The organism is Rhodopseudomonas sp., assembly GCF_036404135.1.
In the GTDB taxonomy this organism is placed as follows: Bacteria; Pseudomonadota; Alphaproteobacteria; order Rhizobiales; family Xanthobacteraceae; genus Rhodopseudomonas_A.
Window position 1 is genome coordinate 59551 of record NZ_DASWPE010000197.1, and the last position, 18944, is coordinate 78494.

Here is an 18944-nt window from a genome sequence, read left to right on the forward strand (position 1 = left end):
GCGATTTGAAAGACACATCAGATGACATCTGCTTTGGAAAAATACGCCAAGAGTTCGGTGCCGCGCTACACCAGCTATCCCACCGCGCCGCATTTCGCCGCCGAGTTTCCCGAATCCGTCTATCGCGGCTGGCTGGCGCAGCTCGACCTCGACGAGCCGATCTCGCTGTATCTGCACGTGCCGTTCTGCAAGCAGATGTGCTGGTACTGCGGCTGCAACATGAAGCTCGCGGCGCGCTATGAGCCGGTTGCCACCTATCTGCAGCATCTGCTCGACGAGATCGACCTTCTGGCCAGCGCGATGCCGGGCCGGATGCCGGTCGGTCACGTGCATTTTGGCGGCGGCACCCCGACGGTGCTGGAGCCCGACGATCTCGCCGCGGTGATGGCGCTGGTGGCCGATCGGTTCCGCCTGGTCGACGGTGCCGAACTGGCGATCGAGAGCGATCCGCGCACTTTGACCGACGAGATGGTCGACAAGATCGGCGCCATCGGCTTCACCCGCGCCAGTTTCGGAGTGCAGGAGTTCGACCCCAAGGTGCAGGCCGCGATCAACCGGATCCAGCCGCCCGACATGGTCAAGCACGCGATGGACCGCTTCCGCGCAGTCGGCGTCAACAGGCTGAATTTCGACCTGATCTACGGGCTGCCCTACCAGACCGCGGCCGACCTGCGCCGCACCGTCGAGCAATGCGTCGAGATGCGGCCGGACCGCGTCGCGCTGTTCGGCTACGCCCACGTGCCGTGGGTCGCCAAGAACCAGCGGATGATTCCCGACGAGTCGCTGCCGCAACCGGCGCAGCGCGCCGAGCAGGCCCGCGCCGCCGCCGAGGCGCTGGTCAAGGGCGGCTATGTGCGGATCGGCATCGACCATTTTGCGCGGCCCGGCGATTCGCTCGCGGTGGCCGCCCAGACCGGCGAACTGCACCGCAACTTCCAGGGCTACACCGCCGACGCCTCGCCGACCCTGATCGGCATCGGCGCCACCTCAATCGGCCGCACCCCGTCGGGCTATGTGCAGAACATCAGCGAGACCGGCGCCTGGATGCGGGCAGTGGCGGCCGGCAAGCTGCCGATCGCCCGCGGCCACGCCTTCAAGGGCCAGGACGACCTGCGCGCCCATGTCATCGAGCGGGTGATGTGCGACGGCAAGGTCGACCTCAACGCCGCCGGGCGGGTCTTCGGCGTCGCCGAGGATTGGTATGACGGCGAACGCGAAGCGATCGCAGAGCTGCAGAAGGACGGCGTGCTGACCTGCAGCAACGGCAGCCTGACGCTCACCCCCGCCGGCGAGCCGCTGGCGCGCGTGGTCGCCGCGGTGTTTGACACTTATTTACGCAACTCCTCGGTCCGCCATTCGATCGCGGTCTGACCTCATCACCGCGTCCCGCCGCCCCGACCACGCCCGGGGCGGCCCCAAGATCCCCGAAGAAGCCGCCGATTTCGGCGGCTTTTTTGATTCAGCTCAAGCCCGACCGCGACTTTTGGCGCAATAGGTGGTCGGCGGTAACATTCAGCCGCCGAAAGTCGAATTGCCTCTGGAACGCGCAGCCGCATTTTGCATCAGGGGATCGTTAAGCCAGCCGGGCTCAGGTTTCCGGTTACGGCTTGCCGACGTGCCAGGCCATCGAGGTTGACCATGACGACCAAGATCAAAGTCACTGATGAGATGCTCGCCAAGGCAATGGCGGCGTATCGCGGCAGCGGCGGCACCGACGCAGCCTGCCTTCGCGCCGCGCTGGAAGCCGCGCTGTCGGAAGAGACCTTCTCGGTCGGCGATCAGGTGACCTGCATCCACGGCAGCGTCACCGGCATCATCCTGTCGATCGTCGACGACGAAGCGCTGATCTCGTGGTCATGCCGCGGCAAGTCGACCGCCAAGCTTTCCACGCTCGACCACGCCGACGAAGTGCAGGTGCAGCCCGCGGCCTGATCCGCGCCACGCCGCGCTGGGCGACGGCTGGAATCGGTGGAATCCGACGATCCGGGGGTGACATCCGCGGAATATCAGGCAGACTCGGCGCGTCGTTCGGAGCGCGCCGTGACCAGGATCAATCAGCACAGTCTGCTGCTCGCCATCGGGCTCGGCGCCGTCGCGCTGCCCGCGGCCGCGCAGGCGCAATGGTGGTCACGCGCTCCGGCGGATTTCGAAGATTGCGCCGAGCGCGCTGAAAACACCGGCGCCAGCAAGGAAGCCCGCGCCGAACTCATCACCCAATGCGACGCGAAGTTCGCCGGGCGGCGTAAGCCCGGCGGCGGCTACACCTATTACGACTTCATGCAGGACAAGCACTTCGACATCGCCGGGCCGAACCCGACCGCCGAAGAGCAGCGCCAGTTCGACCAGCACTACACCGCCTTCCTCGACGAGCAACGCCGCAGCATCATCGCCGCGGCGTTCGCGCAGAAGCAGCGCGAATTGACCGAGGCCAAGCCGGGCGGGCCGCCGCCCGCGCCGAGCGCGCCATCGCTCAAGGCGCAAGGAGACAAGGCCGCCACCGCGTCCGCCAAGCCGGCATCCGACCGGGCAAAGCCGGTGCCGCGCTTGGCCGCGAGCCGCGCCGCGCCCGCCTCCCGGGCTCGGCCCAACGCCTGCCAGGATGACGCGCTGTCCTGCGGCTGGTCGCGGCTTGCCACCGGGGTCTCCAGCCTGAAGAAGTCGCTGTTCGGCGCGCCGCCGAACAAGACCAAACGCAGCTAGAGCTATTCCGGTTCTGACCTATCAGAACCGGAATAGCTCTAGATTCTTGTTCTGACGCGTTTTCTTCACGCGAACCGGCATCCACTTCGCTGGAAAACGCTCTAACCGCTCAGCGGTCGGCGCGGCCGATCACCGCCATCAGTTCGAGGATCTTCTGGCGCTGGTCGGCCTTGTCGCCGCTGGCGATGGCGTGCTCGACGCAATGCGAGACGTGATCCTTCAAAATCTCTTCCTCGAGCCTTCGCAACGCCGCGCGCACCGCCGAGATCTGGGTGACGATGTCGATGCAGTAGCGATCGTCGTCGACCATCTTCGCCAGCCCGCGGACCTGCCCCTCGATCCGGCTGAGGCGTTTCCGGCATGATGTCTTGATGTCCTTGCGCATCGCGTCTATATACCCCTGCAGGGTATATGTTGCAAGGACGGGACGGCGATGACCAAAGCGGACGACGGCGCGATCGAACAGGGCCGCAGTTGTTGCGGCGGCAAGGTTGGAGCCGAAGAAACCGCCGGCGAGGCGCATCCGCCCGCCCCGGCGTCACGGCCGGACCTCGTTCAACTCACCGACCTCACGCAACAGCATCGCGACACGCCGGCCAAAGCGATCGATCCGGTGTGCGGCATGAGGGTAGACACCAGCATCGGCAAGCCGACGTTCGACTATCACGGCACCACCTATCATTTCTGCTGCAACGGCTGCCGCGGCAAATTCGCCGCCGATCCGGAGAGCTATCTCGCCAAGCAGCGCGACGCCGCCGGCGCCGCGGCTTCGTCCTGCTGCGGCGGCGCGCATGACCATGCCGGCCACGATCACGCCGGCCACGATCACGCGCAGCATGCCGCGCCGGTTGCCGCTCAGGCGATCGATCCGGTGTGCGGCATGAGTGTCGACACCAGCATCGGCAAGCCGACGTTCGACTATCAAGGCACCACCTATCACTTCTGCTGCAACGGCTGCCGCACCAAATTCGCCGCCGATCCGGAGAGCTATCTGGCGAAGCAACACGACGCGAAAACCGCCGCGGCTTCGTCCTGCTGCGGCGAATCGCATGATCATGCCGGCCATCATCACGCCGGCCACGATCACGCGCAGCATGCCGCGCCGGTTGCCGCTCAGGCGATCGATCCGGTGTGCGGCATGAGCGTCGATCCGGCAACCAGCCAGCACCGCTTCGAGTACCAAGGCACAACCTATCATTTCTGCGCTGCCAATTGCCGCGGCAAATTCGCCGCCGATCCGGAGAGCTATCTCGACAAGACCAAAGCCAAGCCGCAGCCCGCGGTGCCGGAAGGCACCATCTACACCTGCCCGATGGATCCGCAGATCCGCCAGGTCGGCCCGGGCAGTTGCCCGATCTGCGGCATGGCGCTGGAGCCCGAACTGGTTTCGCTCGACGCCGCGCCGAACGCCGAACTCGTCGACATGACGCGGCGGTTCTGGATTGGCCTCGCGCTTTCGCTGCCGGTGGTGGTGCTGGAGATGGGCGGCCATCTCGCCGGCGCGCATCATTGGGTCGATGCGACGCTGTCGAACTGGATTCAGTTCGCGCTGGCGACGCCGGTGGTGGTGTGGGCCGGCTGGCCGTTCTTCGTGCGCGGCGTGCAGTCGCTGATCACCCGCAACCTCAACATGTTCACGCTGGTCGCAATGGGCACCGGCGTGGCCTATCTCTACAGCCTCGCCGGCACGCTGGCGCCGCAGGCGTTTCCGCAGGCGTTCCGCAGCCATGGTGGCGCGGTGCCGGTGTATTTCGAAGCAGCCGCGGTGATCACCGTGCTGGTGCTGCTCGGCCAGGTGCTGGAGCTGCGCGCCCGCGAGGCCACCTCGGGCGCGATCAAGGCGCTGCTCGGCCTCGCGCCGCGCACCGCGCGCCGCATCGACCAAGCCGGCGTCGACCACGAGGTCGAGATCGACGTGCTCGCGGTCGGCGACAGCATCCGCGTGCGGCCCGGCGAGAAGCTCCCGGTCGACGGCGTGATATTGCAAGGCCGCGCCACGCTCGATGAATCGCTGGTCACCGGCGAATCGCTGCCGGTCGTGCGCGAGGCGGGCGACAAGGTGATCGCCGGCACGCTCAGCCAGTCCGGCGGCTTCGTGATGCGCGCCGAGCAGGTCGGCCGCGACACCGTGCTGTCGCGCATCGTGCAGATGGTGGCGCAGGCGCAGCGCTCGCGGGCACCGATCCAGCGGGTGGCCGATCAGGTCGCCGGCTGGTTCGTGCCGATGGTGATCGCGGTGGCGATCACCGCGTTCTTCGCCTGGTCGGCGTTCGGCCCCGAGCCGCGGCTGAGCTACGCGCTGGTCGCAGCCGTCAGCGTGCTGATCATCGCCTGCCCCTGCGCGCTCGGCCTCGCCACCCCGATGTCGATCATGGTCGGCGTCGGCCGCGGCGCGCAGGCCGGCGTGCTGATCCGCAATGCCGAAGCGCTGGAGCGGATGGAAAAGGTCGACACGTTGGTGATCGACAAGACCGGAACGCTGACCGAAGGCAAGCCGAGCGTGGTGGCGATCGCCGCCGCCGACGGCTTCGACGAGGCCACGCTGCTGCGGCTCGCCGCCAGCGTCGAGCGCGCGAGCGAACACCCGCTGGCCGACGCCATCCTGCGCGCCGCCAAGGAGCGGCAGATCGAACTCTCCCCGGTCGCGGATTTCGCCGCGCCGAGCGGCAAGGGCGCCACCGGACGCGTCGACGGCAGGACCGTGCTGCTCGGCAACGCTGCCTTGCTGAGCGCAGCCGGCGTCGCAACCCGTGCGCTCGATGCCCGTGCCGAGCAGTTGCGCGGCGACGGCGCCACCGTGATCAATGTCGCGATCGACGGCCAACTCGCCGGGCTGTTCGCGATCGCCGACCCGATCAAGCCGTCGACGCCGCAGGCGTTGCAGGCGATGGCTGCCGAAGGCATCAAGGTGATCATGCTGAGCGGCGACAACCGCACCACCGCTGAGGCGGTGGCGCGCAAGCTCGGCATCGCCGAGGTCGAAGCCGAAGTGCTGCCGGAGCAGAAAAGCGCCGTGGTCGACAGACTGCGCCGCGCCGGGCGGATCGTGGCGATGGCCGGCGACGGCGTCAACGACGCCCCGGCGCTCGCCGCCGCCGACGTCGGCATCGCCATGGGAACCGGAACCGATGTGGCGATGGAAAGCGCCGGCATCACCCTGGTGAAGGGCGATCTCGGCGGCATCGTCCGCGCGCGCAAGCTGTCGCAGGCGACGATGCGCAACATCAGGCAGAACCTGTTCTTCGCCTTCGTCTATAATGGCGCCGGGATTCCAATCGCCGCCGGCATTCTCTATCCGAGTTTCGGATTGTTGCTGTCGCCGATCATCGCCGCGGCGGCGATGTCGCTGTCCTCGGTGAGCGTGATCGGCAACGCGTTGCGGCTGCGCGCCGCGCGGCTGTAAGCGCGTCCTGCTCAGCGCCTTGCTGCACTGCAAATCGATTTTGATTTAACGCAAGGATCAAGAGCGGTTTGGCACTATCTTGCATGCAGCCCGGCCAATGATATGCATGGTCCGGTCAAATCTGCCATTATCGCATTCTCTTTCATCAGACAGCTGCGAGTCGAGGTCGGTCGATGTCCAAAATGATCGAAATTCTGCAGGAAGAGCATCGCAACATCGCCAGGCTGCTCAACGTGCTCGAGCAGGAGCTGAAGGTGTTCGATCGCCGCGAGCGGCCGGATTACGAGATCTTTCAGGCGATCATCCAGTATTTCCAGGAGTTCCCCGATCGCTGCCACCACCCCAAAGAGGATGTGGTGTTCGATGTTCTGAAGCAGCGCAATCCGGCGGTGGCCGCCGCGGTCGGCGACATCCAGTCCGAGCATCGGCTCGAGGCCGAGCGGCTGCGCCGGTTTTCACAGATGGTCGACGACATTCTCGCCGATCAGGAAATTCCGCGGCAGACCGTCCACATCGCGGCGGAGGACTTCATCGATCATCAGCGCCGCCACATGGCCAAGGAAGAGCAGCTGTTGTTTCCGGCCGCGCTGGAGACGCTGACCGCGGCGGACTGGGCCAAGCTCGATGCGCGGGCCGACGAGCGCAAGGATCCGATGTTCGACGGCGCCGTCGAAACCAGGTTCCAGACCCTGCATAGCACCATTCTGCGCTGGGAGAAGGAGACCGAGGAACAGCGGCTGAAGATGAGCCCGGCGCAGGGCTGACAGGCGCTGCGGCGTTCGCCTTACGCCAGGCGTTCAGGCTGACGCCGCGTCGCCATCGTATTCGGCCCAGCAATCGGCGGTCTCGAACACCTTGACCCGCGACAATTGCGGCAGCGCTGGCTTGACGCGACTCCAGATCCACAGCGCGATGTTTTCCGCGGTCGGATTCTCCAGGCCGCTCACCTCGTTCAGGCAATAGTGATCGAGGCTCGCCAGCACCGGACCGAACGCCGCCTCGATCTCGAAAAAATCCACCACGAAGCCGCTATGGGCATCGACCGGCCCCTGCAATTGCAGTTCGACTCGATAAGAGTGCCCGTGCATGCGGTGGCAGCGATGCTGCGCCGGAACATGCGGCAAACGGTGGGCAGCTTCGAAGCTGAAGGCTTGGGTGATCTTCATTGCGTTCCGGGAATGTTGGACGCCGCGGACAGCGCGCGGCGTTGCAGCGCGACCCTATCGGAGTGCGCGCCGCATTTGAAGCCCCGTGCGCCGCGGAACGGCAGTGCCCCGCGGATCGGCGACTTGTCGGCCGGCGCGGTAAGCCCCCGGATGGTTAACAATCCGGCGGTGGAAAACCTCGGCTTGCGCCGAGTCCGCGGCGGCGCCACACCGAATCTGCGACGCCACGGTTAACAACACCGTAACGAAAACAACTCCTGCTTGGGCTTCCCCAATGACTGCAACACGCTGGATTCATCAATTCAAAACCACCACGGTAATTGTACGGGGCTTGGTGAGAGTCCCTTAGAACCTCACCCCGCAACTTATGATGGGTTTTGGGAGTGGTCATGGGACTTTGCAATACAACGCTCGGAAGCGGTGCGACGCGCGCAGGAGGCATCCGATGCTGAGCGTTCCAACGTTATGGATCGTGTATATTGCGAATGCTACATCACTCGGACTCGTGTGGACCTACGTATCGTGGAATTATCCGAATTTCGTAGCGGCCCGTTACTGGGCGATGGGTTCTTTCTTGGCTGCTGTCGGAGCGTCCTGCGGCCTGCTGCGTGGGATTGCCGAACCCCAGCTGCCGGTGCTGTCGAGCACGATGACGATTACGCTGGCGTGCTTCCTCGGAGCCATGGGCATCGAACGATTTTACGGCAGACCGGCATCGTGGCGTCTCACTGCCGCGATGATTACGCTGACCACCGTGTCGTTGACTTATTTCCTCGTCGTCAAAGACGATATGGAGCTGCGGATCATCATCGCGTCGTTCGCGGTGGTCGTTCCGATGGGCATGTCAATCAGACATCTGATCTCGCGGAAGGATGGTCAGAACACGCCCGGCTCGCGCGTCACCGGATTCATCGCCGCGTTGATGATGCTGGTGCTGGTGGGCCGAGCGCTGGCGGCATTGTTCGGTATCGGCGGCGAACTCTCGCTCGTCAATTTCAATCCCGTGCAGGCGCTGTTGGGACTGATGATCGCCTTCCTGTCGATGACATGGAGCTTTGGTTTCCTGTTGATGGCGATCGACCGGCTGCGCGCCGAGGTGGCCAAGCTCGCGATGCTGGACGAGCTGACCGGAGCCGCCAATCGCCGACAATTGCTGCAGCGCCTGGCAGAGGAATGCGCGCTGTCGCGGCGCACTGGCGGGCCGTTCGCGCTGCTGGCGATCGACCTCGACGGCTTCAAGGCGATCAACGACGGCTACGGCCACGGCACTGGCGACGCCTGTCTGCGCAACTTCACCCGCACCGCACAGAGCTGCCTGCGTCCCAGCGATCTGCTGGCGCGGCTCGGCGGCGACGAATTCTCGGTGCTGCTGCCGACGACCACGCTGCGCGAGGGCGCGATGGTCGCGCACCGCATCCTGGAAGCCTGCCGCAGCAGCGGCGAAGGAACTGCAATCACCATCTCGGTCTCGATCGGCGTGGCGCAGTGGACGAAGCTGGTCGGCGTCGACGCCGAACGGCTGATCGCGGCCGCCGACCATGCGCTGTACGCCGCCAAGAACTCCGGCAAGAACCGCCACGCGGTCTATGATCCGGCGGCCGAACACGCCGAGCAAGCCCCGCCCGAGCAGATGCCACCGTGGCGCAAGACGGCGTAAGTCCTGCACCGGCTTTGCTGCCTTGCCAAGCCGAATCCCGGATGCCACACAGCAACGACCCAGCGGGTTTGCACCGGGCTTTGAACCTGCCCCTGCCGTAAAGGAAACGCCATGACCGACCTCACGCTCGACATCGCGCGAAAAATCCTCGACGCCGCGCTCGCCCAGGCCAGCCAGAACAAGCTGAAGCCGCTCGCGGTGTTCGTGCTCGACCCGCGCGGCTGCATCAAGGCGTCGGCGGCGCAGGACGGCAGCAGCCTGTTGCGCGGCGAGATCGCGCACGGCAAGGCCTATGGCGCGCTGGCGCTCGGCATCGGCTCGCGGGCGATCTTCAAGCGCGCCGAGGAGCAGGCCTATTTCGTCGGCGCGGTGAACACGCTGGCGCGCGGCGCGCTGGTGCCGGTGCCGGGCGGCGTGCTGATCCAGGACGACAGTGGGACGTTGCTGGGCGCGGTCGGCATTAGCGGCGACACCTCCGACAATGATGAGGCCTGCGCCATCGCCGGCATCGCGGCCGTCGGGCTGAAGCCCAACGCCGGATAGGCTGCGATTCACTTCCAGGATCAGGTGCGAGCTCCGCTGCTTTCGCATTGGCGCATTGCTTTGACGGCCCGGATGGCACGCGCTATGCGGGACGGATCGCCTCGCCTGTGATCGGAAAATGAACATGGACTATCGCCACCTCGGCCGGAGCGGCCTGAAGATTTCTCCGTTGTGTCTCGGGACCATGATGTTCGGTGGCGCCACCGACGAGCCGACCGCGGTGCGTATCATCGATAAGGCGCGCGGCGCCGGCATCAATTTCATCGACACCGCCGACGCCTATTCCAGTGGCGCCGCGGAAGCTATCGTCGGCCGCGCCATCGCCAAGCATCGGCAGCATTGGGTGCTGGCATCCAAGCTCGCCAACCCGATGGGCGAAGGCCCCAACCGCGGCGGGCTGTCGCGGCGCTGGGTGATGCAGGCCGCCGAAGACAGCCTGAAGCGGCTCGGCACCGACCATCTCGACATCTACTATCTGCACAAGGAGGATCACGCGACGCCGCTCGACGAGACCGTGCGCGCGCTCGGCGACCTGATCCGCGACGGCAAGATCCGCTACTTCGGCGTCTCCAATCATCGCGCCTGGCGGATCGCCGAAATCTGCAATATCTGCGACCGGCTCGGCATCGACCGCCCCGTGGTCAGCCAGCCCTATTACAACGCGATGAACCGGATGCCCGAGGTCGAGCAGATGCCGGCCTGCGGCTTCTACGGCCTCGGCGTGGTGCCCTACAGCCCGCTGGCGCGCGGCGTGCTGACCGGCAAGTATCTGCCCGACGCCGCGCCCGACAAGGACAGCCGCGCCGGCCGCAACGACATCCGGATGATGCAGACCGAATGGCGCCCGGAATCCCTGGAGCTGGCGCAGCAGATCCGCCGCCACGCCGAAGCCCGCGGCATCACCGCCGGGCAGTTCGCGGTGGCCTGGGTGCTGAACAGCGGCTTCGTCAGTTCGGTGATCGCAGGCCCGCGCACCGAGCCGCAATGGGACGATTATCTCAAGGCGCTGGACTACCGCTTCACCGCCGAGGACGAAGCGCTGATCGACGGTCTGGTGGTCAGCGGTCATCCCTCGACGCCCGGCTACAACGACCCGGCCTACCCGATCGAAGGCCGCCGCGCCCGAACGGCTGGTAGTATTTAACCAGCTATCCGTGCGGTTGGGCGCGTGACAATCGGCAGTTGATTGGCTAAGGGTCTGGCCCCGGAAACCGCTTGGTGTCCGGGGCCGTTTTCACCCACGCAAATCAATCGGCACGAGCGCCTTGATGGGCCGCTCTGCTCCGCAGCCTGATGATACCAGTTCGCCAGGTATCGGGCTGCGTCAGAAAGGATAAGTCCATGACCGCTCACCATTTCCATGCTGTGATCTGGATCGATCACCGCGAAGCCCGGGTCTTCCATTTCAACCCGAGCGAGGTCGAAAAGCTGGTGATCCACCCCGACCACCCGACCAAGCACGTGCATCAGCAGTCGAGCAAGGACGAGCACGCCTATTTCCACGCCGCGGCCGAGGCGATCGCCGACGCCGGCGCGGTGCTGGTGCTCGGCCCGGCGCATACCAAAACCGATTTCGTCAAATACATCGAGCAGCACCAGCCGAAGCTGAAGGGCGTCATCGCCGGGATCGAGACCGTCGACCACCCAAGCGACGGCCAGGTGGTGGCCTTCGCCCGCAAATATCTCAAGGTCACCGACCGGATCTCGCCGCAGATCGTGTGATTTGCCGTGTCTGGAACGACTCGCGGCTTGCAGGGAAGTCAGCCACGTCGTCATTGCCAGCCTAAGCCGGCGCAGTGCGCCGGCCGAGAAGCGAAGCAATCCAGGGGCTGCGCCTGTGGCCCTGGATTGCTTCGTCGCAAGAGCTCTTCGCAATCAAGAGTCCTCGCAATCACGCCTGGAATGCCTGATTTCAAGGTCGATCGCGACGCCGCAAACAGCCCTCACGCCACCTTGCCGTCGACCACCGTCACGATGCGGTCGCAGCGCTGGGCGAGGTCGTCATTGTGGGTGACGATCAGAAACGTAGTGCCGCGCTCGCGGTTGATCTGCCGCATCAGTTCGAACACCGCATCGGCCGACTTGGTATCGAGATTGCCGGTCGGCTCATCCGCCAGCACCAGATCGGGGTCCATCGCCAGCGCCCGCGCGATGGCGACACGCTGCTGCTGGCCGCCCGACATGTTGGTGGCGTTGTTGTCGCGCCAGCGGCTCAGCCCCACCCGATCCAAGAGTTGCTCGGCGCGGCCGCGCATCTCGGCATCCGGATGGCCCTTGTCGACCAGCATCGGCATCATCACGTTCTCGCAGGCGGTGAACGCCGAGATCAGATAGTGATACTGGAACACGAAGCCGATGGTCTCACCGCGCAGCCGGGTCAATGCCGCGTCGCCGAGCGTCCCGGTGTCGACGCCGTCGATCGCCAGCAGTCCCGAGGTCGGCCGATCTAACAGCCCGATGATGTTCAACAGCGTGCTCTTGCCGGAGCCGGACGGTCCCATCAGCGCCAGGAAGTCGCCGGACTGCATCGCAAGGTCGATGCCGTGCAGCACCTCGGTCTCGACCGCGGTGCCGAGATTGTAGGATTTTCGGATCTGCTCGAGCCTGAGAACTTCAGCCACGGATCGCCACCACCGGATCGAGATTGGCCGCGCGCAACGCCGGCGCGATCGCCGCCACCACGCCGGTCAGCGTGGCCAGCGCCGAGGACATCACGAACAATCGGGTTTCCAGGATCAGCGGAAACAATTCGCTGCCGTCGACCTGTCGCGCGTAGCGGTGCCAGACGATCAGCGCGAAAGCGCCGAGCGCCGAGCCGACCAGCGCGCCGAGAAAGCCGAGGATGCCGCCCTGGATCAGGAACACGCGCAGGATCTGCTCGCGCTTGGTGCCCATCGCCCGCAGAATGCCGATGTCCTTGGAGCGCTGGATCACCGAGACGATCAGCACCGCGGCGATGCCGAATGCCACCGACAGCCCGACGAAAGCGCGGATCAGCGTGTTGGAATTCTGCTGTGCCTGCACCGCGGTGAAGAACTGCGCGTTGGTCTTGATCCAACTGTCCGCCTGCACCGGCAGCATCGCCGCGATTTCCCGCGCGATGGTTTCGGCGGCGTAGATGTCGGTGACGGTGAGGTCGAGCGAGGTGACGCCGCCGATCAGCCCGAGCAGGCTTTGCGCGGTGCGCAGCGCCACGAAGGTCGAGCGCTGGTTGACGCCCTTGTTGCCGAGATCGAAGATGCCGTTGATGGTGAGGATGCGGTTGCCGCCGGTCGCGGTGGTGACGTTGAGCTTGTCGCCGAGCGAGGCGCCGAGGTCGTTGGCGAGTTCGGTGCCGATCAGGATGCCCTCGCTGGTGATCTGGCTGTCGCCGGCGACGATGTAGTCCGGCAGCCGCACGATGCGGAAATACACCTCGGGGTCGATGCCGGTCAGCGTGATCGCCCGGTTGGTGTCGCCGCGCAGCGCCAGCCCGGAGCCGGCGACGGTCGGCGCCACGGTGACGATGTCGGGCCGGTTCTGCATCTCGACGCGGATCTTCGGCCATTGGTCGATCGACAGCACCCGCTGGGTCGGGCGCTGCACGATCGCGGCCTCGACGGTGCCGTTGTCGTAGCGCTGCGGCCGCGCCACCTGGTCCGGCGCGATCAGCTGGATCTGCGGCTGCGAGGTCAGCACCCGCTTGATGAAATTGGCCTGCAGCCCGGCCAGCATCGCCGACATGAAGACGATGACGCCGACCCCGATGGCGATGCCGGCGAGGATCACCAGAGTCTGCATCAGCCCTTCGAGCAGAAACCGCACCGCCGCGATCCACTCGAACGGCAGCCAGCTTTTCATGGCAATACGGCCCGCATCCGCTGCCCGGCCTTCACGCCCAAGGTCAGCGGCACCACTAGGTCGCCGGGCTGCAAGCCGCCCAGCACCTCGTATTGCCCGGTGCCGCGCAGGCCCAGCCTGACCGGCTGCTGCTGGGCGCGGCCGAAATTGGCCTTCAGCACCCACGGCGTCGCTGAGCCAGGATCGTGCACCGCGCGCGCCGGCACCACGATGGCGTCATCGCGCCGCGCGATCTCGACGTCGACCGACACCGTCATGTCCTGCCGCAGATAGTCCGGCGGATCCTGCACCAGAAGCTTGATCTGCACCGAGGCGCGGTTGATATCGACCGAGGGATTGATGTAGCTGATCAACGCGACGAAACGCTGGTCGGGATAGGCATCGGCCGAAGCGAGCGCCTTTTGCCCGAGCGTCAACAGGCCGAGGTTCTTCTCGTCGATCTGCACCACCACTTGGATGTCGCCCTTCGGCGCCAGCACCAGCATCGCCTTGCCGGGCTGTGCCACCATGCCGCGCTCGACATTGCGGGTGATCAGCACGCCATCGCGCGGCGCCACGATGGTCGCGTAGTTCAGCCTGGCGCGCGCGGTGTTGAGATTGGCGCGGGCCTGCGCCAGTTGCGTCTCCGCCATCACATAGTCGCTGCCGGTCGGGCTCGAGGTGAACACCTGCAATTCGGCGGTGCGCACCTGGGTTCGGGCGACGTCGAGATTCTTGGTGGCGTCGTCGAGCGTGGCGCGGGTGCCGTAGCCGGAGCCTGCGAGCTTCGAGGCCCGGTCATAGGCCGCCTGGGCGTTGAGCAGATTGGCCTGCGCCTGCATCAGCGCCTGGTCGGCGGCGGGCTTGGTCAATTCCTGCAATTGCCGAAGCCGCGCCTCGGCCTGCGCCACCGCGCCCTCGGTCTGCACCACCGCGGCCTGCAATTCCGAGGCCTCGATCACCACCAGCTTCTGGCCCTGCCTGACCTGCTCGCCCTCCTGCACCAGCACGTCCTCGACGGTGCCGGTGATCTGGCTGGCGATCTCCACCCGATATGGCGTCTCGATGTGGCCGCTGGCCACCACGGTCTGCACCAGGTCGCCGCGCACCACCTGCGCCACCACCACTTCGGGCCCGAGCACCAGCCGGAGCGCGCCGAGCAGCGCGGCGCCGAACAGCAGGATCAGCGCCGCCACCGACCATTTGTGCTGCCAGGCCGCGGCCAGCGCCTGGGCCAGCCGGCCGGGAGCGGTTCGCCGCGTGGCCTTGGTCGACTCCCTGGACGTGTCGGTGGTCATGTCCATTGGCTGTGCGCCCCGGTTCGATGAGCGGGATAGCGCCGAATCCGAGAATCGCCTTTGCGAAGGATCAATAGCTTGATTGCAAAGAAGTATTTGTGAACATTCGGTGATCTGAGCAAGGTTGCTCGGCGCGCCGCGCAACCATGGTCCAATTGGCGGCGGCGGCGATCTCGGCAAGGCTGCGTTGGGCGACGCGGATGCCGCATAGCGACGGAGTAATCTGATGATCTCGGTGATGATCGCGTTCGTCACCTTCGTCGTGCTGGCGGCGGTCGTCGCCCTCGCCGTCTCCTGGGGCCTGACCCGGATCATCGAAGCGCGTAACCCGCCGCGCGGCCGCTTCGTCACCGTCGATGGCGTGCGGCTCCACGTCGTCGATCTGCCGTCGCAAGATCGCGACCGCGACGCGCCGACCGCCTTGCTGCTGCACGGCGCCAATCTCTGCCTCGACGACATGCGGATGGCGCTCGGCGGCGTGTTGTCGAAGCGGATGCGGGTGATCATTCCGGACCGGCCCGGGCAAGGTTTTAGCGAGCCGGGACCGGGGCCGGTCGCCTCGGCGGAGTATCAGGTCAAGCTGCTGCGCGGGCTGGTGCGGCAGCTCGGCGCCGGGCCGCTGGTCGTGGTCGGGCATTCGTTCGGCGGGCTGATCGCGCTGCGCTACGCGCTCGACGATCCCGACGCCGTCGCCGGGCTGCTGCTGATCAATCCGACCACGCATCCGCGGCCGAAGGGGCTGCCGTGGTTTCAGCGCCTCGCCGGGCTGCTGATCGGGCCGCTCGCCACCTTTACGCTGCTGTTGCCGCTGTCGCTGGCGATGCTGCCAAGGCTGACGCAGCGCATGTTCCGGCCCGAGCCGGCGCCGCCGGATTATGCCGCGCGCAGCCGCCTGACGCTCGGGCTGACGCCGCGGCGGTTCTCGGCGAGCCTGCGGGAATATTCCGAGCTGCGCGACCAGTTGATCGGCCTGGTGCCCCGCTATGGCGGGATCGCCACGCCGACGGTGATCGTTGCCGGCGATGCCGACCCGGTAGTGCCGCCCAAGATCCACGCCGAGGCGCTGGCGGCGGCGATGCCGCAGGCGCAACTGGTCCACCTCGCCGGCGCCGGCCATATGGCGCATCACGCCCACGCCACCGCGATCGGCTACGAGATCCTGCGGCTCGCCCTGCGGCGCTCAGAGCCGGTCGACTCTGAGAAAGAATGCCCAGATCAGTGACAGCACCGCCGGGATCCCGACCCACGACGGATGCTGGCACAACACGTCGCCATAACGGCAGATGTCATTGGACCACGGCAGCGCGCTGTTGCCTGCGCCGAAAAACACCCCGGCGGAAACCGCCAAAACCAAAGCAACCAGGAACATGGTAAATACTCCGATCGACAATGCAGCAAGCCTTGCCTGGAGAGTTGAAGCGAGGGTGAATCCGATCTTCTAAATCCGCGGGCATTTTCGACTTTTCATAGCAAAGTCCGGCGGCCAGAGCTGTTCCGGTTCTGCTGGGGTCAGAACCGGAGCTCTGGATTGTTATTTTGACGCGTTGTCTTCACGCGAAGCCGGGATCACTTCGCTCGAAAACGCTCTAGGAATCTTGCGAGGTCGGCGCCGGGGACAGCTGCCAAGCGGTCGGCGGATGTGCTAGATTCGCCCTGTCGTTCCCTTTGTAGAACCGGAGTCTCTGGTGACATCCCTCAAGCTTATCGGCGCCGTGGCGCTGCTCTCCGTTGCGGTCGCAGCTCCGGCACTGGCCGGTTCGCACCAACATCCGCGCCATCATCACCGCCACCACCATCATCACGCCCAGGATTACTACAGCCACAATTACGGACCGGGGATCTGGCCGGAGCCGTTCGCCTATTATGACGGCCCGCTCAGCGCGCTGTGCAAACAGAGTGCCGCGGCCTATCGCGGCCAGGACGGCCGCCCGCACCCCTGCAATTAGGCTCCGACGAAACCCATAGCGTTTTCCAGCGAAGTGGATCTCCGTTCGCCTGAAGACAACGCGTCAAAATAAGAAGCTGGCCGAGCGGCTCGGCGAGCCGCGATGGCTCGGCCGCCGCCGGTATGCGACACAAAGCGGTGTGCGGTGACGCAACTTGCGCCGGGGTTCGCGGTTGTATTCCGCATGACCGTCTCGAACCCGCACAGTTTCGCACATCCGACCTCGAACGCGCGACGCACGCCGCGCGCGCCGATCATCGACCAGGACGGCCGCGAGATTCCGCTGGAGACGCTGCGCCGTGCGTCGTTCGAGACCGGCGGATTTGATTTTCAAAGCTGGAGCGGCAACGGATTTGCGCCGCTGTCGCGCGCGCAACGCCTGGCGCGGCTGGAAGCGCTGGCCAAACTGCTCGACGTCGCCTTCATCCTGCCGGGCACCAAGATCCGCTACGGCCTCGACGGCTTGATCGGCCTGGTGCCGGTGGTCGGCGACATCATCACCACGGCGATCTCGCTGTGGATCGTGCGCGAAGCCCGCGAACTCGGCGCGCCATGGCACCTCACCGCGCGGATGCTCGGCAATGTGGCGCTGGACGGCGCGGTCGGCGCCGTGCCGCTGCTCGGCGACGCCTTCGACGTCATGTTCCGCGCCGACATCCGCAACATGCGGCTGCTGCGGCGCTGGATCGACAAACAGCGCTAGACGGCGCTGCGCCGAATGGCTTTACGCGGCGTCCTGATCGGCGTCGCTGGGGGCGGTCTCGGCCGGCCGCGCACGGCGCTCTAACGGAAACGACTCGCTCTCATACAGCGTGCGGATGCCGCTCTGGTCGAAGCGGGCTTCGTCCACTTGCAGATAGGCGCCGTTCAGCGAATCCGCCGGCAGCTGCTCGATCGCGAACTGCACCGCGGCCGCAGCAGTGTCGAAGCGGCGATAGGCAAAGCCGGCGCGCTTCTTCTTGCGGATCGCCGCGGGAAACAGCTCAGCGGCGGTGTTGTAGTTGAATGCAGCCATGGTCAGTGACCCCTCTCAGACGATGGAAATGACGACCCGGTTATGCAAGGTCAGCGGACCGACGGCGGTCGAACGACATCATTTCTGGACAGGTCTCTAATATAGGCGCGTTGCGCGGAAATGCTATTGCTGCGAGGGCGCATGATGAATCCGCCCTTGCCGCCGCGTTCGCATCGATTAGCCGTTTGATTCCAGCGGCATGGGTCGTTGCCGCGGGGTTTTTGCCGGCGCCTCTCAGACGAAAATCCGAGAAAATCGAGTTGTGCGTTACTTCGGTTGCAACTTCAGCGCCGCCGAATTGATGCAGTAGCGCAGACCCGTCGGCCCCGGACCGTCTTCGAACACATGGCCGAGATGGCCGGAGCATTGCGCGCACAATACCTCGGTGCGGACCATGCCGTGGCTAACGTCGCGCTCCTCGTCGACATGATCGGGCGCCGCCGGAGCGGTGAAACTCGGCCAGCCGCAGCCGGAGTCGAATTTGGCGTCGGATTCGAACAGCGTCTGGCCGCAGCCGGCGCAGACATAGGTGCCCTTGGTGGTGTCGTGTTCGTAGTCGCCGGTGAACGGCCGCTCGGTCGCCTTTTCGCGCAACACTGCGTATTGCATCGGCGTGAGTTGCTTGCGCCATTCGGCGTCGGGCTTGACGATCTTGGCGGACTTGGTGGTGGTGTCTGACATCGATCCTCCTGCAGAGCCGATCAGTTGGTGGCTTTGGCGCTGCTCACCAGCGTCGGCTTTTCGAGATATTGCTGCGCGAACAGCTTCTTCAGATTGTCGATCTTCGGCAGATCGTTGAACGCAATATAGGGCTGGTTCGGGTGCAGCGTCAGGTAGTCCTGATGATACGCCTCCGCGGCATAAAAGCCCTCGAGCGCGCCGATCTTGGTGACGATCGGCTTCTTGAAAAGTTTGGCGGCGTCGAGCTGGGCGATATAGGCCTCGGCGACCTTCTTCTGCTCGTCATTGCTGGTGAAGATCGCCGAACGATACTGCGTGCCAGAATCCGGTCCCTGCCGGTTCAGCTCGGTCGGGTCGTGCACCACCGAGAAGAAGATCTGCAGAATCTTGCCGTAGCTGATCTGCTTCGGATCGTACTTGATCTCGACGGCTTCGGCATGCCCGGTCGCCCCGGTCGACACCGCCGTATAGTTCGCGGTCATTTTGCCGCCGCCGGCATAGCCGGAGACCGCGTTGAGCACGCCGGCGGTGTGCTGAAACACCCCCTGCACGCCCCAGAAGCAGCCGCCGGCAATCACTGCGGTCTGCACGCCCTCGGCGGGCTGCAAGTCTATCGCCGGCGGCGGAACCACCACGGCGTCCTCGGAGGCCTGCGCGAACCCGAACGACCACACCGCCAGCGCACCAGCGGCCGCACCCAACATCAGTCGGGTGAAT

The 18944-nt window shown here is 65.6% G+C and carries 21 protein-coding genes; 12 read left to right on the plus strand and 9 right to left on the minus strand.

Annotated elements, in window-relative coordinates:
• Positions 1-21: 21 nt before the first annotated feature.
• The 3 genes from hemN to VGC77_RS21800 all read left to right on the plus strand — a co-directional run bounded on the left by hemN (position 22) and on the right by VGC77_RS21800 (position 2700).
• Positions 22-1371: an oxygen-independent coproporphyrinogen III oxidase gene (gene hemN, locus VGC77_RS21790; protein WP_331173639.1), complete on the plus strand. Its 1350-nt coding sequence runs from the start codon at positions 22-24 to the stop codon at positions 1369-1371.
• A 267-nt stretch (positions 1372-1638) separates the two neighbouring features.
• Positions 1639-1932, plus strand: a complete 294-nt coding sequence (locus VGC77_RS21795; RefSeq protein WP_331173640.1) for a preprotein translocase subunit YajC — start codon at positions 1639-1641, stop codon at positions 1930-1932.
• A gap of 108 nt (positions 1933-2040) precedes the next feature.
• Positions 2041-2700 (plus strand): hypothetical protein, encoded by a 660-nt coding sequence (locus VGC77_RS21800; RefSeq protein ID WP_331173641.1) that lies wholly within the window; start codon positions 2041-2043, stop codon positions 2698-2700.
• Between the two features lie 109 nt (positions 2701-2809).
• On the opposite strand, the gene VGC77_RS21805 is transcribed toward VGC77_RS21800, so the two are convergent.
• Positions 2810-3085 (minus strand): metal-sensitive transcriptional regulator, encoded by a 276-nt coding sequence (locus VGC77_RS21805; RefSeq protein WP_331173642.1) that lies wholly within the window; start codon positions 3083-3085, stop codon positions 2810-2812.
• A 48-nt stretch (positions 3086-3133) separates the two neighbouring features.
• Here VGC77_RS21805 and VGC77_RS21810 point away from each other — a divergent pair, with 48 nt between their 5' ends.
• Both VGC77_RS21810 and VGC77_RS21815 read left to right on the plus strand, forming a co-directional pair.
• The gene (locus tag VGC77_RS21810; RefSeq protein ID WP_331173643.1) at positions 3134-6103 is read left to right on the plus strand and encodes a heavy metal translocating P-type ATPase; all 2970 of its coding nucleotides are present in this window, start codon (positions 3134-3136) and stop codon (positions 6101-6103) included.
• A 173-nt stretch (positions 6104-6276) separates the two neighbouring features.
• Positions 6277-6867, plus strand: coding sequence for a hemerythrin domain-containing protein (locus tag VGC77_RS21815; RefSeq protein ID WP_331173644.1), 591 nt, complete (start codon positions 6277-6279; stop codon positions 6865-6867).
• A 33-nt stretch (positions 6868-6900) separates the two neighbouring features.
• On the opposite strand, the gene queD is transcribed toward VGC77_RS21815, so the two are convergent.
• Positions 6901-7269, minus strand: coding sequence for a 6-carboxytetrahydropterin synthase QueD (gene queD, locus VGC77_RS21820; RefSeq protein WP_331173645.1), 369 nt, complete (start codon positions 7267-7269; stop codon positions 6901-6903).
• A 445-nt stretch (positions 7270-7714) separates the two neighbouring features.
• Between queD and VGC77_RS21825 the strand changes: the two genes are divergently transcribed.
• From VGC77_RS21825 to VGC77_RS21840, 4 genes are all read left to right on the plus strand, one after another.
• A complete protein-coding gene (locus VGC77_RS21825; RefSeq protein ID WP_331173646.1) occupies positions 7715-8926 on the plus strand; it encodes a GGDEF domain-containing protein in 1212 nt (403 codons plus the stop codon).
• Between the two features lie 111 nt (positions 8927-9037).
• Entirely contained in the window at positions 9038-9469 is a 432-nt protein-coding gene (locus tag VGC77_RS21830) for a heme-binding protein (RefSeq protein WP_331173647.1), read from the plus strand.
• A gap of 124 nt (positions 9470-9593) precedes the next feature.
• Entirely contained in the window at positions 9594-10613 is a 1020-nt protein-coding gene (locus tag VGC77_RS21835; protein WP_331173648.1) for an aldo/keto reductase, read from the plus strand.
• Between the two features lie 197 nt (positions 10614-10810).
• Positions 10811-11191, plus strand: coding sequence for a translational machinery protein (locus tag VGC77_RS21840; RefSeq protein WP_331173649.1), 381 nt, complete (start codon positions 10811-10813; stop codon positions 11189-11191).
• Positions 11192-11412: 221 nt separating this feature from the next.
• Here VGC77_RS21840 and VGC77_RS21845 read toward each other — a convergent pair whose 3' ends face one another.
• From VGC77_RS21845 to VGC77_RS21855, 3 genes are read right to left on the minus strand one after another with little or no spacing between them, the layout of a single operon-like run.
• A complete protein-coding gene (locus VGC77_RS21845; protein WP_331173650.1) occupies positions 11413-12090 on the minus strand; it encodes an ABC transporter ATP-binding protein in 678 nt (225 codons plus the stop codon).
• Positions 12083-13309 carry an ABC transporter permease gene (locus VGC77_RS21850; RefSeq protein WP_331173651.1) on the minus strand — a complete coding sequence of 409 codons (1227 nt, stop codon included), beginning with the start codon at positions 13307-13309 and terminating at the stop codon, positions 12083-12085. Before VGC77_RS21850 ends, VGC77_RS21845 begins: the two co-directional genes overlap by 8 nt.
• Positions 13306-14592 carry an efflux RND transporter periplasmic adaptor subunit gene (locus VGC77_RS21855; protein ID WP_331173652.1) on the minus strand — a complete coding sequence of 429 codons (1287 nt, stop codon included), beginning with the start codon at positions 14590-14592 and terminating at the stop codon, positions 13306-13308. Before VGC77_RS21855 ends, VGC77_RS21850 begins: the two co-directional genes overlap by 4 nt.
• Positions 14593-14812: 220 nt before the next feature.
• Here VGC77_RS21855 and VGC77_RS21860 point away from each other — a divergent pair, with 220 nt between their 5' ends.
• Positions 14813-15808 carry an alpha/beta hydrolase gene (locus VGC77_RS21860; RefSeq protein ID WP_331173653.1) on the plus strand — a complete coding sequence of 332 codons (996 nt, stop codon included), beginning with the start codon at positions 14813-14815 and terminating at the stop codon, positions 15806-15808.
• Here VGC77_RS21860 and VGC77_RS21865 read toward each other — a convergent pair.
• Positions 15767-15955, minus strand: a complete 189-nt coding sequence (locus VGC77_RS21865) for a hypothetical protein (protein ID WP_331173654.1) — start codon at positions 15953-15955, stop codon at positions 15767-15769. The two genes, VGC77_RS21860 and VGC77_RS21865, sit on opposite strands and share 42 nt — an antisense overlap.
• A 316-nt stretch (positions 15956-16271) precedes the next feature.
• Between VGC77_RS21865 and VGC77_RS21870 the strand changes: the two genes are divergently transcribed.
• Together VGC77_RS21870 and VGC77_RS21875 are read left to right on the plus strand one after the other, a co-directional pair.
• On the plus strand, positions 16272-16532 hold the full coding sequence (locus tag VGC77_RS21870; RefSeq protein WP_331173655.1) for a hypothetical protein: 261 nt from the start codon (positions 16272-16274) through the stop codon (positions 16530-16532).
• 183 nt (positions 16533-16715) lie between these two features.
• Positions 16716-17234 carry a DUF4112 domain-containing protein gene (locus tag VGC77_RS21875; RefSeq protein WP_331173656.1) on the plus strand — a complete coding sequence of 173 codons (519 nt, stop codon included), beginning with the start codon at positions 16716-16718 and terminating at the stop codon, positions 17232-17234.
• Positions 17235-17255: 21 nt separating this feature from the next.
• Here VGC77_RS21875 and VGC77_RS21880 read toward each other — a convergent pair whose 3' ends face one another.
• The 3 genes from VGC77_RS21880 to msrA form a co-directional block, all read right to left on the minus strand.
• Positions 17256-17546 carry a hypothetical protein gene (locus VGC77_RS21880; protein ID WP_331173657.1) on the minus strand — a complete coding sequence of 97 codons (291 nt, stop codon included), beginning with the start codon at positions 17544-17546 and terminating at the stop codon, positions 17256-17258.
• A gap of 267 nt (positions 17547-17813) precedes the next feature.
• On the minus strand, positions 17814-18227 hold the full coding sequence (gene msrB, locus VGC77_RS21885) for a peptide-methionine (R)-S-oxide reductase MsrB (protein WP_331173658.1): 414 nt from the start codon (positions 18225-18227) through the stop codon (positions 17814-17816).
• 20 nt (positions 18228-18247) lie between these two features.
• On the minus strand, positions 18248-18931 hold the full coding sequence (gene msrA / locus VGC77_RS21890; RefSeq protein WP_331173664.1) for a peptide-methionine (S)-S-oxide reductase MsrA: 684 nt from the start codon (positions 18929-18931) through the stop codon (positions 18248-18250).
• Between the last annotated feature and the right edge of the window lie 13 nt (positions 18932-18944).